We start from the raw sequence: 15,249 nt of genomic DNA, 5'->3' as shown, positions 1-15,249 counted from the left end.
CGACGCTAACGGGCTGGCGCCCGCCCGGCCGGACGCGCCAGGCTGCGCCCCGTGTGGCACACCGGCTTCCCCGACGGCGACGCCCCCGACGACGACGCCCCCGACGAGGAGTTCCTCCGGCGGATGGGCCCGCCGGACAACGAGGTGCCGGTGGCGCTGCCGGTGAACGTGCTGCTCGCCCGCACCGGCGACGCCGCCGTCGCCCTGGTCGGGCTCCAGGTCTACTCGACCGGGGTCTCGACGACCCTGGCCGTCCGCGTGCGCGAGCGCCCGAGATCGGTGCACGGCCTGTCGGAACTCGTCTTCGGACCCGGGCGCGGCGGACTGCTGGTCGGGGTCGGTCTCGCCGACGGCCGCCGGGTCGCCAGCGGGGGTGTGCCCCGGAACGACCCGGACCTGGTCTGGCAGCCCGGGGCGGGGTCGGCCGGCGACCGCACGGCCGACCAGGAGTGGTGGCTGTCGCCGCTGCCCCCGGACGGGCCCCTGACCGTCGTCGTCCGGTCCGCCGACCTGGGCATCGAGGAGGCGGCGACCGAGCTGGACGGGACGGCGATCCGGGCCGCAGCCGCCGGTGTGGTGGAGCTGTGGCCGTGGACGCCCCCGGCACCGTGGGACCCGGAGCCGCCGGTGCCCCCGGACCTGCCGCCGGGGTCGTGGTTCCGCGGACCCTCCTGACCGCGGACACGCCACGGCCGGCGCCGGGGTGCCGTGGAGCACCCCGACGCCGGCCGGCGGGTCCACCTCAGGAGGACAGGCGGACCAGCCGCTGGATCAGCGACCTGCTGGGAAACCGGTCCTGGCGGATCTTGTCCAGCAGGATCTCCGCGTACTCCTGCTTGCGCCACGGCGTGAGCAGCGCCTCGACGTCGTCCATCATCGTCGCCGACGGGTAGTGGTCGGTCTCGATCTTCTCCAGGAGGACGTCGAGGACCTCCTCCCGGACGCTGAGCGAGACGGCAGCCTCACGCAGCGACGCCGGGACCTCCCCGTTCTCGGTCTGGGACACGGACTCCTCCTCTCAGCGGGTCCCGGCGGGTGCTGCCCGCCGCGCCCGTCGCCGCGGGGGCGTCCCGCCCCCGGATCCGTCGCCGGAGGGCGCCCCTGCAGGGACCGGCTCCTCCTCGGGAGCCTCCTCCGGCGTCTCCTCGGGCTCCTCCTCGGGGGCCTCCTCGGGCTCCTCCTCAGCGCCCTCCTCGCCGGCCTCCTCCTCCTCGCCGGCTTCCTCCTCGTCGTACCCGGCCTCCTCGTCGTAGCCGGTCTCGTCCTGGTCCTCGGCTCCTTCCGGAGCCTCGGCACCGGTCTCGTCCGGCTCCGGCTCGTCGGGCCCGCGGACGACCTCGCCGTCCCGGATCTCCCCGCGCCAGCTCCCGGTGGCTTCGCCGCGCATCATGATGAAGCGCCGGAAGTGCTTGAGGTCCAGCCGGGCGCGGCGACCCTGGGCCCGCCAGATGTTGCCGGTCTTCTCGAACAGGCCCTGCGGGTAGTACTCCATGACCAGCAGGACCTGGGTGAGGTCGTCGGCGAGCGGGTGGAACGTGATGACGCCCTTGGTCGTGCCCTTGGCGCCCTCGGTGGTCCAGACGATCCGCCGGTCCGGGATCTGCTCGGTGATGGTCGCCTTCCAGTTCCGGCGGGACTTGGCCACCTTCACCCGCCAGTTGCTGGACACCTCGTCCGCCTGGTCGACCGAGTCGACGCCCTTCATGAAGCTGGCGAACTCCTGGAACTGCGTCCACTGGTCGTAAGCGACGTTCACGGGGACGCCGACGTAGACGTCCTCGACGATGTTGACGAACTTCTTGTTGCCGCCGGCCCCGCCGCCCTTGCGGAAGGCGCCCTTGATCTTCTCCTTGATGCCGGAGCCGACACCACCGAGCACCGCCTTCACCGGGCTGTCGCCCTGGGCCAGCCGGGAGATGGCCCCGGTGGCGGCGGGAGCGACGAAGCCGCCGCCCTCGGCCTTCTCCTTGAGGCCGTCGGTGACGCCGGTGACCTTGCTGCCGAGCGACTTCACCGCGTCGGTGGCGCGGGCCTTGGCGTAGTCCTTCGCCGCGTCACCGAGCTTGCCGATCACCGGGTTGCTGGCGAGCCCGCCGAGCAGGCCCCCGCCACCTCGGCCGCCGCCGGTCTCCTGGTTCTCCTGGTTCTCCGTGCTGGTCATGCCCGGGTTCCTTCCGTGCGCGGACGACGGGGAGTGCGGCCCTGCGGCCGGGCGCGGCGTGCCGGCTCGGCCTCGGTCTGGCGGCCCTCGTCACGGCGGCCGGCCTCCTGGCCGCCGCCGGACGCGGCGTCGCCGGTCTGCCGGGACCGCCGGCGGGGCGCGTCGGAGGACTGCTGTCCCCGGTCGCCCTGGGCCCCGCGGGCCCGGCCACCCTCCTGGCGGCCCTGCGGACGCCGGGCCCCGCGGCGCGGCGGCAGCGGCGTGTCCTGCTCGCCCCCGTCGTCGCCCCCGTCGTCGGTGTCGTCGCCGGGTGAGCCGCCGGCCTGGCCGGGGTCGACGTCGACGTCGGCGTGACCCGGGTCGGGGGTGCGGTCGCTGCCCTCGTCGGACGTCTCCTCCTCGGACGTCTCCTCCTCGGACTCGTCCTCACCGGACGCGTCCCCGGCCGAGGTGTCGCCCTCGGCGGTGGCGTCCTCCTCGCCCTCGGCGGTGGCGTCCTCCTCGCCCTCGGCGGTGGCGTCCTCCTCGCCCTCGCCGGACTCCTCCTCGGACTCCTCGTCCTCGTCGGAGGTGTCGTCCTCGTCGGAGGTGTCGTCCTCGGCGGTGAGGTCCTCGTCGCCCTCGTCCTCCGCCTCGTCCTCCGCCTCGTCCTCCGCCTCGTCCTCCTCGTCGTCGTAGGAGTCCTCGTCCTCGTAGTCGTCCTCGTCGGTGTCCTCGTCGGACTCCTCCTCGTCGGAGGTGTCGTCCTCGGCGCTGAGGTCGTCGTCCGCCTCGTCCTCGTCGGACCCCTCGGCCTCGTCGGTGTCCTCGTCGGTGTCCTCGTCGGACTCCTCGGCCTCGTCGGTGTCCTCGTCGGACTCCTCGGCCTCGTCGGTGTCCTCGTCGGACCCCTCGGCCTCGGCTGCGCCGGTGTCCTCCTCGGCCCGGTCGTCGGGGACGTCCTCGCCCTCGGCCTCGCCCTCCTCGGACTCCTCGTCCTCGGCGGCCTGGTCCTCGGCGGCCCGGTCCTCGTCGGTGCCGGTGTCCTGGTCCTCGGCGGTGTCCTGGTCCTCGGCGGTGTCCTGGTCCTCGGCGGTGTCCTGGTCCTCGGCGGTGTCCTCCTGGTCCTGGCCCTCCTGGTCCTTGTCCTCCTGGCCCTTGCCCTTGCCGGTGATCGCCCGGAGGCCGCGGCGGAGGACGCCGGTGCCCGACTCGGCCGCGCCGCCCGCGGCGCCGGTGGCCGTGCCGGCCGCCTTGCCGGCGGTGTCGGTGGCCGTGGAGGCGGCCTCGCCGGCGGTGTCGGTGGCCTTGAGCGCCGCCTCACCCACGGTGTCGACGGCCTTCCCGGCCTTCTCGTTGAGCGCGGCCGTGCGCTGCTCCAGCGCCTTGGTCAGCGCCGCGAGCTGGGTGTCGAACGTCGCCGTCGCCGCGCTCCTGCCGGCCTGCAGCAGGGGCCCGCGCAGCTGGGTCAGCAGCTCCTTGGCCTCGTTGCTGCTGGCGACGGACAGGAGGGCCTCACGCAGGAGGCGCTTGGGGTCCAGCGCGGACTGCGAGCCGGCGACCCACATGGCGAAGCTGAGTGCGGCCCGGCCCTTCTTCATGCGGCCCAGCAGGTAGCCACCGAGCGTGGCGGCTCCCAGCTTGAGCACGGACGGGGTGGGACTCTCGGTCACAGTGATCCTCTTCTCCCACCGGGGACCCGGTCCCCGGTGCAACTGCTCGATCGACTGCCGCCGGCCCCCGTACCGACGGTGTGGTGCTTTCCCTCACCACCCCCATCGCGAACGGGGTGCGGGCTGCGAGCCCACGACCACGTCGTCCAGGAAGCTGTAGACGGGCATCGGGCCCACGTACTCGACGCCCGCGCTGCCGGCGGCCGCCTCCCGCAGGCGGGCGACCGCGGCGTCGGCGTCGTCGAGCCGGTCACGGCGGACCAGGTACGCGGTCCGCGACACCTGCTCGTCGACGTGCAGCTCGCGCGACTGCTCGGCGACCCCCGCCAGCTCCTGGGTCCAGGTGGCGGCGAGCTCGGCCTGCAGGTCGGCGACGCGCGCGGCCACCGCCTCGCCCACCGCCATCCGGTCGGCCAGCGAGGCCCCCGGCACCCGGGCGCGGGCGGCCAGCCGCGCGATGTCCCGGTCGTCGCGGCTCACCGCGGCGACCGAGGCGTCGGTGTCGAAGTCGAGGTCCAGCCGCAGCTCGACCAGGTCGGCCACGGCGTCCAGGCGCTGGGCCAGCTCGTCCGCCGACGGCTCGAGCACCTCGGCCCGGACGGCGTCCTCGTCGGGCGCGACCGTCCCGAACGGCAGCGGCAGCACCGGGACGGTCACGACCAGGGTCACCAGCAGGTCGAGGTGCGCGACGGCGTCGTCGCCGGCCAGGTCGCCCTCGGGCGCGTCGGACACCACCGCCGCCAGCGGCCCCGCGACGACGGTGCGCGGCTGCCCCAGCCGGCCGGGGGGCACCCGGCCGACGGCGGGCGCGTCGGCTCCGCGGAGGACGCCGTGGACGAGCAGCACCGTCAGCTCCGGTTCTGCGGCCGCCGCGAGGCCGGGGCGCCGCGCTCGCCGCCGCGCGAGCCGCCGTCGCCCTCCTCGCGGTCCCGGTCGCGGCCGGTGAGGGAGCCGATGACGTCCTGGGCGGTCTCCCGGGCGCCGCTCAGGGCTCCTTTGGTCTTGGCCCGGGACCCACCCTGGGTGACCTCGCGGATGAGGCCGGGGAGGCCCGCGACCTGGTCCTGCGGCTGCAGGTCCAGACGGTTGACCGCCTCGGCGAAGCGCAGGTACGTGTCGACGCTGGCGATGACGATCCGCGCGTCGATGGTGAGCAACTCGATGCCCACCAGCGCCACGCGCACGTACGCGTCGATGACGATGCCCTTGTCGAGGACGACGTCGAGGACGTCCGCGAGGCCGCTGGGCCGGGGGGCGCGGTTGACGGAGGACGTGGACATGGTCATGGCTGTCTCCTGCTCGGGTCGGGGTCGGGGGGCCGTGCTCTGGTGCCCGTGGTGCCACCGCGGGCCAGCGCGGTGAGGTCGAGGGGCAGGTACAGGTCCTCGGGAACGACGCCGAACGCGTCGATCAACTCGTCGAAGGTGGCCTCCAGGTCGATCAGGGCCCGGCCGAGCTGCTCGACCTGGGCGTCGGTGAGGTCGCCGGCGTCCACCCGCCGCAGCGCCTGGCGCTCGACGACCTGGCGGACGACCTCCAGCAGGGACACGACCAGCCGCCCCAGCGAACGGCCGACCTCCTCGCCGCTGCCCTCGAGGCGGCGGGCGGCGCCGGACGGTCCCCTCCGCTGCGGGAGCTGGGGGTCGGGGCCGGTCACCGGACGGCCTCCACGCGGACCGGCTGCGGTTCCCGGGGCTGGACGGCGGTGAGCAGCAGGCGCAGGTCCAGCCGGACCAGGTCGATGCCGGCCAGGGTGATGACGACGTCCCCGCCGACGTAGGCGCCGCGCTGCAGCACCCGGTCGAGCAGCTCGACCAGGCTCGTGCCGCGGGTGTCCCCGCCGAGGATCCCGGTCCGCTCAGCCACCGCTGCCCTCCGCGGTCAGCGCGGCGAAGGAGTACGGCGGCCAGGGGCCACTCACCTCCAGCGCGAGTCCGTCGGCCTCGAGCTCCGGCCGGACCTCGCCGACCGCGGCGAGGAACGCCTCGTCCGCGTCCGGCACGACCAGGCAGGCGAGGTCGAGCAGCAGCCCTGATGCCGGCGCGGCGCCGCGGTGCAGGCACTCCCGGACGTGCGGGTCCAGCGCCTGCTCGAGCCGGTCGGCCGCCCGGGCCGCGTCGCGGGCCGACTCCTCCCGCTCGCGCAGCGCCTGCCGGCGCTGGGCCAGGTACGCGGTGCCGGTCAGCTCCTCCCGGTCGGGCCGGGACCCGCGGTCGGGGGTCTCCTCGCCGTCGGCCGAGCGGACCAGCCGGACGCCCCACTCGCGCGCGTCGCCGATGCGGGTCAGCTGCTCACGGGCGACGGCGGCGTGCTCGGCCAGCAGGCGGCGGGCCGCCGTCGCGTCGGGGACGGCGGTGCCCAGCCGCAGCGGCAGCACCGGACCGGCGGCGACGGCGGCCCGGACGACGGCGTCGTGGCCGCGGGCCAGCAGCGCCAGCCGCCCGCCCTCGGACAGGTCGTCGGGATCGACCTCGAGGTCGGCGCGCGGCACGCGGCGCACGAGCAGCCCGAGGTCGCCGTCGGTGACCAGCTCGAGGGGGTGCCCGCCGTCGGGGGCGCCGGGCGGGTCCGCGGGCACCGGCAGGTCGGCGCGGGTCAGCGCGAAGGCGTAGAGCACCTCGCCGGAGGCCGGGGCCGCGTCCGTCCGCGGCGCGGGCACGGGAGGCGGAGCGGGGTCGGGCGCCGGGGCCGGATCGGGCGCCGGGGCGGGCTCCGGGCGGGCGGCCGCGGCCGGCGCGGGAGCCGCACCCGGCGCCCGGCCGGCGAGGACCTCCGCCACGAGGGCGTCGGCGAGCAGGCCGGCCAGCCGCTCGACCGCCAGCTCACGGCCCCGGACGACCGCGTCCGCCAGCACCTCGGGGCCCAGCTCGCGGGCCACCCGGGTGAGGCGGTCGGGGACGTCGGGACCGGTCACGGCTGCTCGGCCCCCCGCCGCTCCGGCGCCTCGTCCGTCGCCCCGTCCCCGTCCGCCGGACCGGCCTCGAGGCCCTGCCGGCGGACCAGCTCCTCCAGCTCGGCGACGCGCGCGCGCAGGGCGGCGACCTCGCCGTCGTCGCGCTCACCGTCGTCGCGCTCGCCGCCCTCGACGGCCGGCGCGGGCCGGCCGGAGAAGAACGGGTCGTGGCTCCACCAGTCCAGGCCCATCTCGCGGGCGGTCTCCGCGGAGGACACGAACAGGCGCAGCTTGAGGGTCAGGAGCTCGATGTCGAGGATGTTCACGACGATGTCGCCGGCGATGACGATGCCCTTGTCGAGCACCCGCTCGAGGACGTCGGCCAGCGAGTCGGGCTGCCGGCCGAGCGCTCCGCTCCCGACGCCGACCTGACGGCGGGCGACGGGTCCGCTCATGCCTGGTCCACCTGGCCGCGGCTGAAGCGGCGCAGCCGCTCGAACCCCGTCAGCGTCCCGGAGCCGTCCATGTCGACCCGGTAGGTCGCCATGACGCTCGTGGTGGAGGGGATGCGCTCGAGCTCGACGACGTCGACGAGCACGGACCACCCGTCGCCGTCCCGGCGCACGCCGGTGGTGGCGACGGGTTCGAGGCCCGTCAGAGCCATGAACTGCTCCAACGCGCCCCGGACGGCGCCCACGAGTCCCCCGTGACCCTCGCGATGATCCGTGTCCATGGCTCGGCCCACTTCACTCGTCGAATGATCAGGATCCGCCTCTACCCGACCCCCATGCAGGGGAAACGGGATGATCACGGACGGGTGACGGTGTACCGGAGCAGGCCCGGGTGCGCCACCGCGGGGCCGGGTGACCGGCGACCCCGGGAACACGCCCGCACCCGCCGGGAGCTGTTCGCCCCGTGCCGCGCGCAGGTCGCGCGCGTGCCGTCCGAGACCCGAGGAGCCCCGTGCGCATCGACCTCTCCGGCCGCACCGCGGTCGTCACCGGCTCGTCCCAGGGCATCGGCCTGGCCATCGCCACCGGGCTGGCGGCCGCCGGCGCCGCCGTCGTCCTCACCGGCCGCGACCCGGGCAAGCTCGAGCGGGCCGCCGCCGGGATCGAGAGCGAGGTGCGCACCGTCGCCGGCGACGTGACCACCGACGAGGGCACCGCGGCCCTGCTCGAGGCGGTCCCCGACGCCGACGTCCTGGTCAACAACCTGGGGGTCTTCGGCGCCCGGCCGGCGCTGGAGATCACCGACGAGGAGTGGCGCCGCTACTTCGAGACCAACGTGCTCACCGCCGTGCGGCTCACCCGCGCCTACCTGCCCGGGATGCGCGAGCGCGGCTGGGGCCGGGTGCAGTACATCGCCTGCGACTCCGCGGTCGCCATCCCCGCCGAGATGGTCCACTACGGCGTCTCCAAGACGGCTCTGCTCGCGGTCTCCCGCGGCTTCGCAAAGGAGGCTGCCGGGTCCGGGGTGACGGTCAACTCGGTGATCGCCGGGCCCACGCACACCGGCGGCGTCGAGGAGTTCGTCCACTCGCTGGTGGGGCGCGACCTGCCGTGGGACGAGGCGCAGCGGCGGTTCGTGCGCGAGCACCGCCCGGCGTCGCTGCTGCAGCGGCTGATCGAGCCCGAGGAGATCGCGAACATGTGCGTCTACCTCGCCTCGCCGCTGGCCTCGGCCACCACGGGCGGCGCGCTGCGGGTCGACGGCGGCTACGTGGACGCGATCCTGCCGTGAGCGGGACCCGCAGGGTCGGGGCCCTGCGGGTCCCCTCCGTCAGGCCTCGATGATCGCGGCGACCGGGCCGCCGCCGGACGGGCCCTGGTGCACCGCGGCCACCGAGACGAACACCGCCGGGTCGCCGGTCACCGATGCCGCGACGCCGCCCACCGTGGCCTTGATCTGGCGGTGCCAGAAGACGTCGGAGTCGTCGAGCATCGCGTTGCGCCGGCCGCGGACGTAGCCGGTCGGGTCGGCCTCGCACTTGAGGAAGACGTTGACCAGCCGGCCGCCGAGGTCGCTGACGTGCGGCCGCTCGGGCAGTTCGAGCCCGGCCTGGCGGATGGCGTCCCAGATGCCGTCCTGGTCGAGGGCGTCCTTCATCACCGAGTGCCCGATCCGGTACTTCCCGCCGTGCCCGCGCGCGTTGCCGACGACGACGATCTGCGCCCGGTCCAGCTCCACGCCCGACGAGCAGGAGGCGACGGCGCTGTAGAGCGACAGGTCGCGCATGACCTGCTCCTGCTCCGGCATCTCGATCTCGCCGAGCGCCACCGCGATGCCCAGCGCCGTCGTCCCGTTGGACAGGTCCATCGAGCCGTGCGGCTCGTCGTAGTAGGTGTCCTTGCCGCGGTTCTTCGCGTCGCGGATGGTCTCGATGGTCAGCAGCGGCGTCTTGGTCTGCACGTAGTGGACGTCGGCCGGGTCGGTGATCCCGGCGGCCTCCATCGCGCGGCGCACGCCCTCGGCGACCTTCTCCACCATCGAGATGCGGCCGATGTCCTCGGGCAGCAGGACGTCGCTCATCGCGTAGCCCACCGTCAGCCGCGGCTCGTCGGTCTTCTCGACGGCGTCCTCGGGCAGCGTGGCGAAGATCGTCGCGTGCGGGCTGATCACGCCGTCGGTGCCGCCGGACCACACGATCGGGATCTCGGCGACCTCCTCCTTCGACCGGGTGCCCTTCTCCAGCAGCACCTCGCGGAAGGCGCGGTCGGCGATGATCCGGGTGTAGTCGTTGACGCCACCGTTGCCCTCGGTCTTGCCGATGACGGCGACGACCCGGTCGGCCTCCATGACGCCGTCGTCGATGAGCTTGGCCAGCTCGCTGGCGTCGCTCACGTTGTGCAGCGGGACCTTGCGGACCTCGATCGGTGCGGGCACCTGTTCCTCTTTCCTGTGCGGCTCTATGCGGCGGTGAGCACGGTGCCGACGGCGTCTCCGGTGACGGCGTCGGCGATGTTCTCGAGCGACGTGACGACGGCGCGCTCGCCGCCGCCCTCGACGAAGCGGAGGACGGCCTCGACCTTGGGGCCCATGGAGCCCCGGGCGAACTGGCCGTCCCCGGCGTGCTTCCGGAGTTCGGCCACCGTGACCCGGCCGAGCGGGCGCTGGGACGGCGTCCCGAAGTCCACCATCACGTTCGGGACGTCGGTGGCGATGACCAGGGTGTCGGCGTCCAGGTCGCGCGCCAGGACGGCGGCGGTGAGGTCCTTGTCGATGACGGCCTCGACGCCGCGCAGGGCGGCGCCGTCCCCGCCGTCGTCGGTCACCGGGATGCCCCCGCCCCCGGCGCAGACGACGACGAAGCCGGCCGCGGCGAGGGCGTGGATCGCGGGGGAGTCGACGACCGACCTCGGCTCGGGCGAGGCGACCACCCGCCGCCAGCCCCGCGGGCCGCGGTCCTCCCACACCTGGCCGAGGGAGACGAACCGCTCGGCCTCCTCGCGCGGGAGGAAGCGGCCGACCGGCTTCGACGGCTCGCGGAAGTGCGGGTCGTCCACGTCGACCAGGGTGCGCGTGACCAGCCCGGCGGTGCGCTGGGGCAGCCCCCGGGCGGCCAGGGCCGCGTCGAGCTCGTCGGCGACGGTGAAGGCGATGGTGGCCTGGGTCTGCGCGACGTTCCAGTCCAGCGGCACCGGTGGCACGACGTGCGCGGCGAGCTCGTTCTTGACCAGCAGGTTGCCCACCTGCGGGCCGTTGCCGTGGGTGAGCACGACCTCGACCCCGGCGGCCACCACCTCGGCGACGTGGCCGGCCGCCTCGCGGATCGCGTCCCGCTGGGCCTGGGGCGTGGCGGAGCCGTCGGCTCCGGTCATGGCGTTGCCCCCGAGGGCGATCACCACGCGGCGGGACGTCACCCCGGCGACCCTAGCGGCGTTTCTCTTAGCGGTGAAGTAGTTGCCGGGAGCTCGTGACCCCCACGGGACGTCCGGCCGCGGGACCATCCGGTCGGGAGCGGGGGTGTCTCGGAGGGAGACGGAGATGCGCGTCCGCTTCGGCTTCGACACCCGCGCCACCCCTGCCCAGGCCCGCGAGGCGTTCACCGACGTCGGCGACCGGCGGCTGGAGGTGTGGTCGAAGACCCTCGACCCGGCGAGGTACGAGGTCCGCGAGCAGGGTGAGGGCTGGGCCGTGCTGCGCGAGGGCAGCGCGGGCGTCCCCTTCTGGGTGCTGCTGCGCTACGAGTGGTCGGACCCCGATCGGGTCACCTGGACGCTGCTGGACAGCGACCACTGCGACCGCGGCACCGGCGAGGTCCGGATCACCCCGCGGGACGACGGCGGCAGTCACGTCGACGTGACGTGGCGCCACAGTGGCGGCCGCGGGCTGCGCGGGCGGGCGGTGCTGCTGGCCCAGGGCCTGATCGCCCCTGTCGCGCTCCCCCGGGTCTATCGCGCCGCCCTCGACCGGGCGGCCGGCTGAGCTCAGCGGCGCCAGAAGTCGAAGCGGTCCCGTCCCGGGCGGAACCCGGCGGCCTCGACGACGTCGACGGCGAGGTCGAAGCGCTGCCCCACCGCGCCGGGCTGGTGGGCGTCGCTGCCGAAGCTGACCGCCTCGCCGCCCTCCTCGCGGAACCAGCGCACCTGGTCCACCGAGGCCAGCGGGCTGCTGGTGTTGACCTCGAGCGCGCGGCCGGTGCCGGCCAGCGCGCGGAACACCGCCCGGTACTCCTCCTCGTAGTCCTTCTCCACGTAGCGGTGCGACCCGCCGGGCCAGTAGCGCCGCGGGAAGTCGACGTGGGCGAGGACCTGGAAGACGTCGCTGCTCTCGACCATGTCCACGACCTCGGCCAGGTAGCGGCGCATCGTGCCGTCGGCGTCGGAGTAGAGCAGCTGCCCGACGCCGTAGAGCCGGCCCTCGTGGTGCAGCGAGTGCAGCGACCCCAGGATCCGGTCGACTGGCGCGCCGGACAGGTGGGCGGCGACGCTGGACTCGAACAGGTGCGGCTCGCCGGCCTCGACGCCGGACCAGATCCGCAGCTCGGGGAACCGCTCGCGGACCTCGGTGAGCTCGGCCCAGTAGCCCTCGGTGTCGATCGGCGCGTGCCGCGAGGCGTGCCGGTCGACCAGGCCGAGCGTGGTGGCCCGGTCGTCGGCGCCCCACACCGTGAAGTCGAGGTGCTCGGTGAAGGCGATCGCGGGCAGCCCCTGCGCCACGGCCTGCTCGCAGGCGCGGGCCATCGTCACGCTGCCCGGGGTGTCCCACGACCACCCGGTGTGCACGTGGTTGTCCGGCGGTCGCATCGTCCCCATCCTGCCCGTCGTCCCCAGGTCCCGCTCGCACGGCCCCGCTGTCGGGGGACGCACCTACTGTCGGGTGCCATGAGCACCGCCGCGCCCCCGTCCGACCTGGCGACCGAGGCCCTCGGCGTCCTCCGCGAGCTGACCGGCCGGCCCGACGCGGTGTTCCGCGAGGGACAGGACGCCGCCGTCGCCGCGCTGGTCGAGCGCTCCGAGCGGGCGCTGGTCGTGCAGCGCACCGGCTGGGGCAAGTCGGCGGTCTACTTCGTCTCCACCGCGCTGCTGCGCCGCCGCGGTGCCGGTCCCACCCTGCTGGTCAGTCCGCTGCTCGCGCTGATGCGCGACCAGGTGGCCGCCGCGGCCCGCGCCGGCATCCGCGCGGTGGAGATCTCCAGCGCCAACGCCACCGAGTGGGACGACGTCGCCGCCGCCCTGGCCGCCGACGACGTCGACGTCCTGCTCGTCTCCCCGGAGCGGCTGACCAACCCGCGCTTCCGCGAGGAGCAGCTGCCCGGCCTGGTCGCCCGCTGCGGCCTGCTCGTCGTCGACGAGGCGCACTGCGTCTCCGACTGGGGGCACGACTTCCGCCCGGATTACCGCCGCATCCGCGACCTGCTCGGCACCCTGCCGGCCGGCACGCCCGTCCTCGCGACCACCGCCACGGCCAACGAGCGCGTCGTCGCCGACGTCGCCGAGCAGCTGGGTGCCGGCGGCGTCGGGGTGACGACGGTCCGCGGCCCGTTGGCGCGCGACTCGCTGCGCCTGGGCGTGCTGCGGCTGCCCACCGACCGCGCCCGGCTGGCCTGGCTGGCGGCCCACCTCGGCGACCTGCCGGGCAGCGGCATCGTCTACACGCTCACCGTCGCCGCGGCCGAGGAGACGGCGGGGCTGCTGCGCGACGCCGGGCACGACGTGCGCGCCTACACCGGCCGCCTCGACGACGCCGACCGCAAGGAGGCCGAGGAGGCGCTGCGGGAGAACCGGGTCAAGGCGCTGGTCGCCACCTCGGCGCTGGGCATGGGCTTCGACAAGCCCGACCTCGGCTTCGTCGTCCACCTCGGGGCGCCGTCGTCGCCGGTCAGCTACTACCAGCAGGTGGGCCGCGCCGGCCGCGCCGTCGACTCCGCCGACGTGCTGCTCCTGCCCGGCCCCGAGGACCTCGCCATCTGGCAGTGGTTCGCCACCTCCTCCATGCCGCGCGAGGACCACGCCGCCGCGGTGCTCTCGGCGATGGCCGACGGGAAGGCGTGGTCGGTGGCGCGGCTGGAGACCGTGGCCGACGTCCGCCGTTCCCGGCTCGAGCTGCTGCTCAAGGTGCTCGCCGTCGACGGTGCGGTGGAGCGGGTGCAGGGCGGCTGGCGGTCCACCGGCCGCCCGTGGGTCTACGACGCCGACCGCTACGCCCGCGTCGCCCGCACCCGGGAGGCGGAGCAGCGGTCGATGATCGCCTACGCGAAGCCGGTCGACGAGGCTCGCTGCCGGATGGCGTTCCTCCAGGAGGCGCTCGACGACCCGACCGCCGCCCCGTGCGGCCGCTGCGACGTCTGCGCCGGCCCCTGGTACCCGACCGACGTCCCCGCCGGTGCCGCCGAGGCGGCCTCCGCCGCGCTCGACCGCCCGGGCGTCGAGCTTGCCCCGCGGGCCCAGTGGCCCACCGGTGCCGACCGGCTCGGCGTCGAGGTGAAGGGGAAGATCGCGCCCACCGAGCAGGTGGACCCGGGCCGGGCGGTCGCCCGGCTCACCGACCTGGGCTGGGGCCAGCGGCTGCGCACCCTCCTCGGCGACGACGGCGTCGGCGGCACGGTGACCCTCGACCTCGAGGCGCCGGGCATCGAGGAGGACCCGGACGCCGCCTTCGACGTCCCCGTGCAGCGCTCGGTGTCCGACGTCCCGCCGGACGAGGACCTGCTGCGCGCGTGCGCCCGCGTGCTCGGCGCCTGGGACTGGGCCGAGCGGCCGGTGGCGGTGGTCGCCGTCCCGTCGCGCCGCCGGCCCCGCCTGGTGTCCGGGGTCGCGCAGGGCCTGGCGCGGATCGGGCGGCTGCCGTACCTGGGTGAGCTCTCACTCGCGCACGGCGGGCCGACCGGGGGCCCGGGCGGGAACAGCGCCTTCCGGCTGGCGGGGGTGTGGCAGCGGATCGTCGTCGGGCCGGAGCTGCGGTCACGGCTCGACGAGCTGGGGCCGGTGCCGGTGCTGCTCGTCGACGACCTCGCCGACTCGCGCTGGACGATGACCGTCGCCGGGCGGGAGCTGCGACTGGCAGGGGCCTCCCGCGTCCTGCCCTTCGCGCTCGCCCTCACCGCCTGAGGACTCGTACACACGTTCGATTACGGCTAGTCTGCCGCCATGTCGCTCGCGCACCAGCCGTCGATGTTCGACGTCGCCGAGGAGGCCGCGCTCACCCCGCTCCGGGGTCGGGTGCGGCGGCACGTGCTCAGCGGGGGCGCGTGGGTCGATCACCTGCCGGGCTGGGTGAGCGGGTCGGACGAGGTGCTCGAGGTGCTGCTCGGCGACATCGACTGGCGGGCCGACCGGCGTCAGATGTACGACCGCGAGGTCGCCGTCCCGCGGCTGCTCCGCTGGTACGGGCGCGGTGAGACGCTGCCGCACCTGCTGTTGACCGAGGCCCGCGCCGCGCTCGACATGCACTACGCAGCCGAGCTCGGTGAGCCGTTCGTGACCGCCGGCATGTGCCTCTACCGGGACGGCCGGGACAGCGTGGCCTGGCACGGCGACCGCCTGGGCCGCAGCCGCACCGAGGACACGATGGTGGCGATCGTCTCCTTCGGCTCGCCCCGCCCGCTGCTGCTCCGGCCGGCCGGCGGAGGCGGAGAGACCCTGCGCTTCCCCCTGGGGCACGGGGATCTGGTGGTGATGGGCGGCTCCTGCCAGCGGACCTGGGAGCACTGCATCCCCAAGACGACGCGGCCGGTCGGCCCGCGGGTGAGCGTCCAGTTCCGCCCGGCCGGCGTGGCCTGAGGAAGGACCTTCCTGCCCCTGCCACTCGAGGCCGGTGGGGGTCCCCTGCAGAGGGGCACCCGGGTCCGACACGGCCATTGGGACCCCCCGTGCAGGACCCCTTCGGGGCCGTGTATGGTTCTTCCTGCACCAAGCGAGAACGGACCGGGCCGCCAGCCTGGTCAACCGCCGGAAGCGCCTCTGAGGGCGCGCTGTTGCGGAGCCTGGTGTAGAGTGGGGACACCGCCTCGAACGAATGCCCGCAAGGGTCCGAGTACGAGCGCGTCCGCTCCTTGAGAACTCAACAGCGTGCCGAAAGTCAGTGCCAAGTAACAAACC

Annotated in this window: 18 protein-coding genes; 5 read left to right on the top strand and 13 right to left on the bottom strand. The window is 75.1% G+C overall.

The window, feature by feature from the left end; genetic code table 11:
• Positions 1–51 precede the first annotated feature (51 nt).
• The gene (locus ACI796_RS17875; protein WP_456942567.1) at positions 52–675 is read left to right on the top strand and encodes a hypothetical protein; all 624 of its coding nucleotides are present in this window, start codon (positions 52–54) and stop codon (positions 673–675) included.
• 67 nt (positions 676–742) lie between these two features.
• Here ACI796_RS17875 and ACI796_RS17870 read toward each other — a convergent pair whose 3' ends face one another.
• The 10 genes from ACI796_RS17870 to ACI796_RS17825 form a co-directional block, all read right to left on the bottom strand.
• The gene (locus ACI796_RS17870; RefSeq protein WP_456942566.1) at positions 743–1,006 is read right to left on the bottom strand and encodes a hypothetical protein; all 264 of its coding nucleotides are present in this window, start codon (positions 1,004–1,006) and stop codon (positions 743–745) included.
• 12 nt (positions 1,007–1,018) lie between these two features.
• A complete protein-coding gene (locus ACI796_RS17865; protein WP_456942565.1) occupies positions 1,019–2,161 on the bottom strand; it encodes an SRPBCC family protein in 1,143 nt (380 codons plus the stop codon).
• Positions 2,158–3,813, bottom strand: a complete 1,656-nt coding sequence (locus ACI796_RS17860; RefSeq protein WP_456942564.1) for a hypothetical protein — start codon at positions 3,811–3,813, stop codon at positions 2,158–2,160. Before ACI796_RS17860 ends, ACI796_RS17865 begins: the two co-directional genes overlap by 4 nt.
• A gap of 93 nt (positions 3,814–3,906) precedes the next feature.
• A complete protein-coding gene (locus tag ACI796_RS17855) occupies positions 3,907–4,659 on the bottom strand; it encodes a GvpL/GvpF family gas vesicle protein (protein ID WP_456942563.1) in 753 nt (250 codons plus the stop codon).
• A 2-nt stretch (positions 4,660–4,661) separates the two neighbouring features.
• Positions 4,662–5,099: a gas vesicle structural protein GvpA gene (locus tag ACI796_RS17850; protein ID WP_456942562.1), complete on the bottom strand. Its 438-nt coding sequence runs from the start codon at positions 5,097–5,099 to the stop codon at positions 4,662–4,664.
• A complete protein-coding gene (locus ACI796_RS17845; RefSeq protein ID WP_456942561.1) occupies positions 5,096–5,470 on the bottom strand; it encodes a gas vesicle protein K in 375 nt (124 codons plus the stop codon). Before ACI796_RS17845 ends, ACI796_RS17850 begins: the two co-directional genes overlap by 4 nt.
• Complete coding sequence (gvpJ, locus tag ACI796_RS17840) at positions 5,467–5,679, bottom strand: gas vesicle protein GvpJ (protein WP_456942560.1); 213 nt, start codon at positions 5,677–5,679, stop codon at positions 5,467–5,469. The genes ACI796_RS17845 and gvpJ overlap by 4 nt, the downstream gene beginning before the upstream one ends.
• Positions 5,672–6,727 carry a GvpL/GvpF family gas vesicle protein gene (locus ACI796_RS17835; RefSeq protein ID WP_456942559.1) on the bottom strand — a complete coding sequence of 352 codons (1,056 nt, stop codon included), beginning with the start codon at positions 6,725–6,727 and terminating at the stop codon, positions 5,672–5,674. Before ACI796_RS17835 ends, gvpJ begins: the two co-directional genes overlap by 8 nt.
• A complete protein-coding gene (locus ACI796_RS17830) occupies positions 6,724–7,161 on the bottom strand; it encodes a gas vesicle protein (protein ID WP_456942558.1) in 438 nt (145 codons plus the stop codon). The genes ACI796_RS17835 and ACI796_RS17830 overlap by 4 nt, the downstream gene beginning before the upstream one ends.
• Positions 7,158–7,439: a gas vesicle protein GvpO gene (locus ACI796_RS17825; RefSeq protein ID WP_456936118.1), complete on the bottom strand. Its 282-nt coding sequence runs from the start codon at positions 7,437–7,439 to the stop codon at positions 7,158–7,160. Before ACI796_RS17825 ends, ACI796_RS17830 begins: the two co-directional genes overlap by 4 nt.
• 230 nt (positions 7,440–7,669) lie before the next feature.
• Here ACI796_RS17825 and ACI796_RS17820 point away from each other — a divergent pair, with 230 nt between their 5' ends.
• On the top strand, positions 7,670–8,449 hold the full coding sequence (locus ACI796_RS17820; protein WP_456942557.1) for an SDR family NAD(P)-dependent oxidoreductase: 780 nt from the start codon (positions 7,670–7,672) through the stop codon (positions 8,447–8,449).
• Positions 8,450–8,488: 39 nt separating this feature from the next.
• On the opposite strand, the gene bar is transcribed toward ACI796_RS17820, so the two are convergent.
• Together bar and ACI796_RS17810 are read right to left on the bottom strand one after the other, a co-directional pair.
• Positions 8,489–9,592, bottom strand: coding sequence for a barbiturase (bar, locus tag ACI796_RS17815; RefSeq protein WP_456942556.1), 1,104 nt, complete (start codon positions 9,590–9,592; stop codon positions 8,489–8,491).
• A 23-nt stretch (positions 9,593–9,615) separates the two neighbouring features.
• Entirely contained in the window at positions 9,616–10,569 is a 954-nt protein-coding gene (locus tag ACI796_RS17810) for a carbamate kinase (protein ID WP_456942555.1), read from the bottom strand.
• A 124-nt stretch (positions 10,570–10,693) separates the two neighbouring features.
• On the opposite strand from ACI796_RS17810, the gene ACI796_RS17805 reads away from it, so the two are divergent.
• Entirely contained in the window at positions 10,694–11,134 is a 441-nt protein-coding gene (locus ACI796_RS17805; RefSeq protein ID WP_456942554.1) for a hypothetical protein, read from the top strand.
• Positions 11,135–11,136: 2 nt separating this feature from the next.
• Here ACI796_RS17805 and ACI796_RS17800 read toward each other — a convergent pair whose 3' ends face one another.
• Positions 11,137–11,955 (bottom strand): PHP domain-containing protein, encoded by an 819-nt coding sequence (locus ACI796_RS17800; RefSeq protein WP_456942553.1) that lies wholly within the window; start codon positions 11,953–11,955, stop codon positions 11,137–11,139.
• 78 nt (positions 11,956–12,033) lie between these two features.
• On the opposite strand from ACI796_RS17800, the gene ACI796_RS17795 reads away from it, so the two are divergent.
• Positions 12,034–14,259 (top strand): RecQ family ATP-dependent DNA helicase, encoded by a 2,226-nt coding sequence (locus ACI796_RS17795; RefSeq protein ID WP_456942552.1) that lies wholly within the window; start codon positions 12,034–12,036, stop codon positions 14,257–14,259.
• Positions 14,260–14,298: 39 nt separating this feature from the next.
• Positions 14,299–14,931, top strand: a complete 633-nt coding sequence (locus ACI796_RS17790; protein WP_456942551.1) for an alpha-ketoglutarate-dependent dioxygenase AlkB — start codon at positions 14,299–14,301, stop codon at positions 14,929–14,931.
• Positions 14,932–15,249 lie beyond the last annotated feature (318 nt).

The sequence above is a fragment of the Geodermatophilus sp. SYSU D00525 genome, assembly GCF_054050475.1.
Note: the sequence above shows the minus strand (reverse complement) of the source record. Positions and strands in the feature narration are given on the sequence as shown.

Excerpts from the sequence above, each read along its gene's own strand:
- ACI796_RS17865 (WP_456942565.1), bottom strand. The coding sequence starts at position 2,161 with ATGACCAGCACGGAGAACCAGGAGAACCAGGAGACCGGCGGCGGCCGA.
- ACI796_RS17850 (WP_456942562.1), bottom strand. The coding sequence starts at position 5,099 with ATGACCATGTCCACGTCCTCCGTCAACCGCGCCCCCCGGCCCAGCGGC.
- ACI796_RS17830 (WP_456942558.1), bottom strand. The coding sequence starts at position 7,161 with ATGAGCGGACCCGTCGCCCGCCGTCAGGTCGGCGTCGGGAGCGGAGCG.
- ACI796_RS17825 (WP_456936118.1), bottom strand. The coding sequence starts at position 7,439 with ATGGACACGGATCATCGCGAGGGTCACGGGGGACTCGTGGGCGCCGTC.
- ACI796_RS17805 (WP_456942554.1), top strand. The coding sequence starts at position 10,694 with ATGCGCGTCCGCTTCGGCTTCGACACCCGCGCCACCCCTGCCCAGGCC.
- ACI796_RS17800 (WP_456942553.1), bottom strand. The coding sequence starts at position 11,955 with ATGCGACCGCCGGACAACCACGTGCACACCGGGTGGTCGTGGGACACC.
- ACI796_RS17795 (WP_456942552.1), top strand. The coding sequence starts at position 12,034 with ATGAGCACCGCCGCGCCCCCGTCCGACCTGGCGACCGAGGCCCTCGGC.
- ACI796_RS17790 (WP_456942551.1), top strand. The coding sequence starts at position 14,299 with ATGTCGCTCGCGCACCAGCCGTCGATGTTCGACGTCGCCGAGGAGGCC.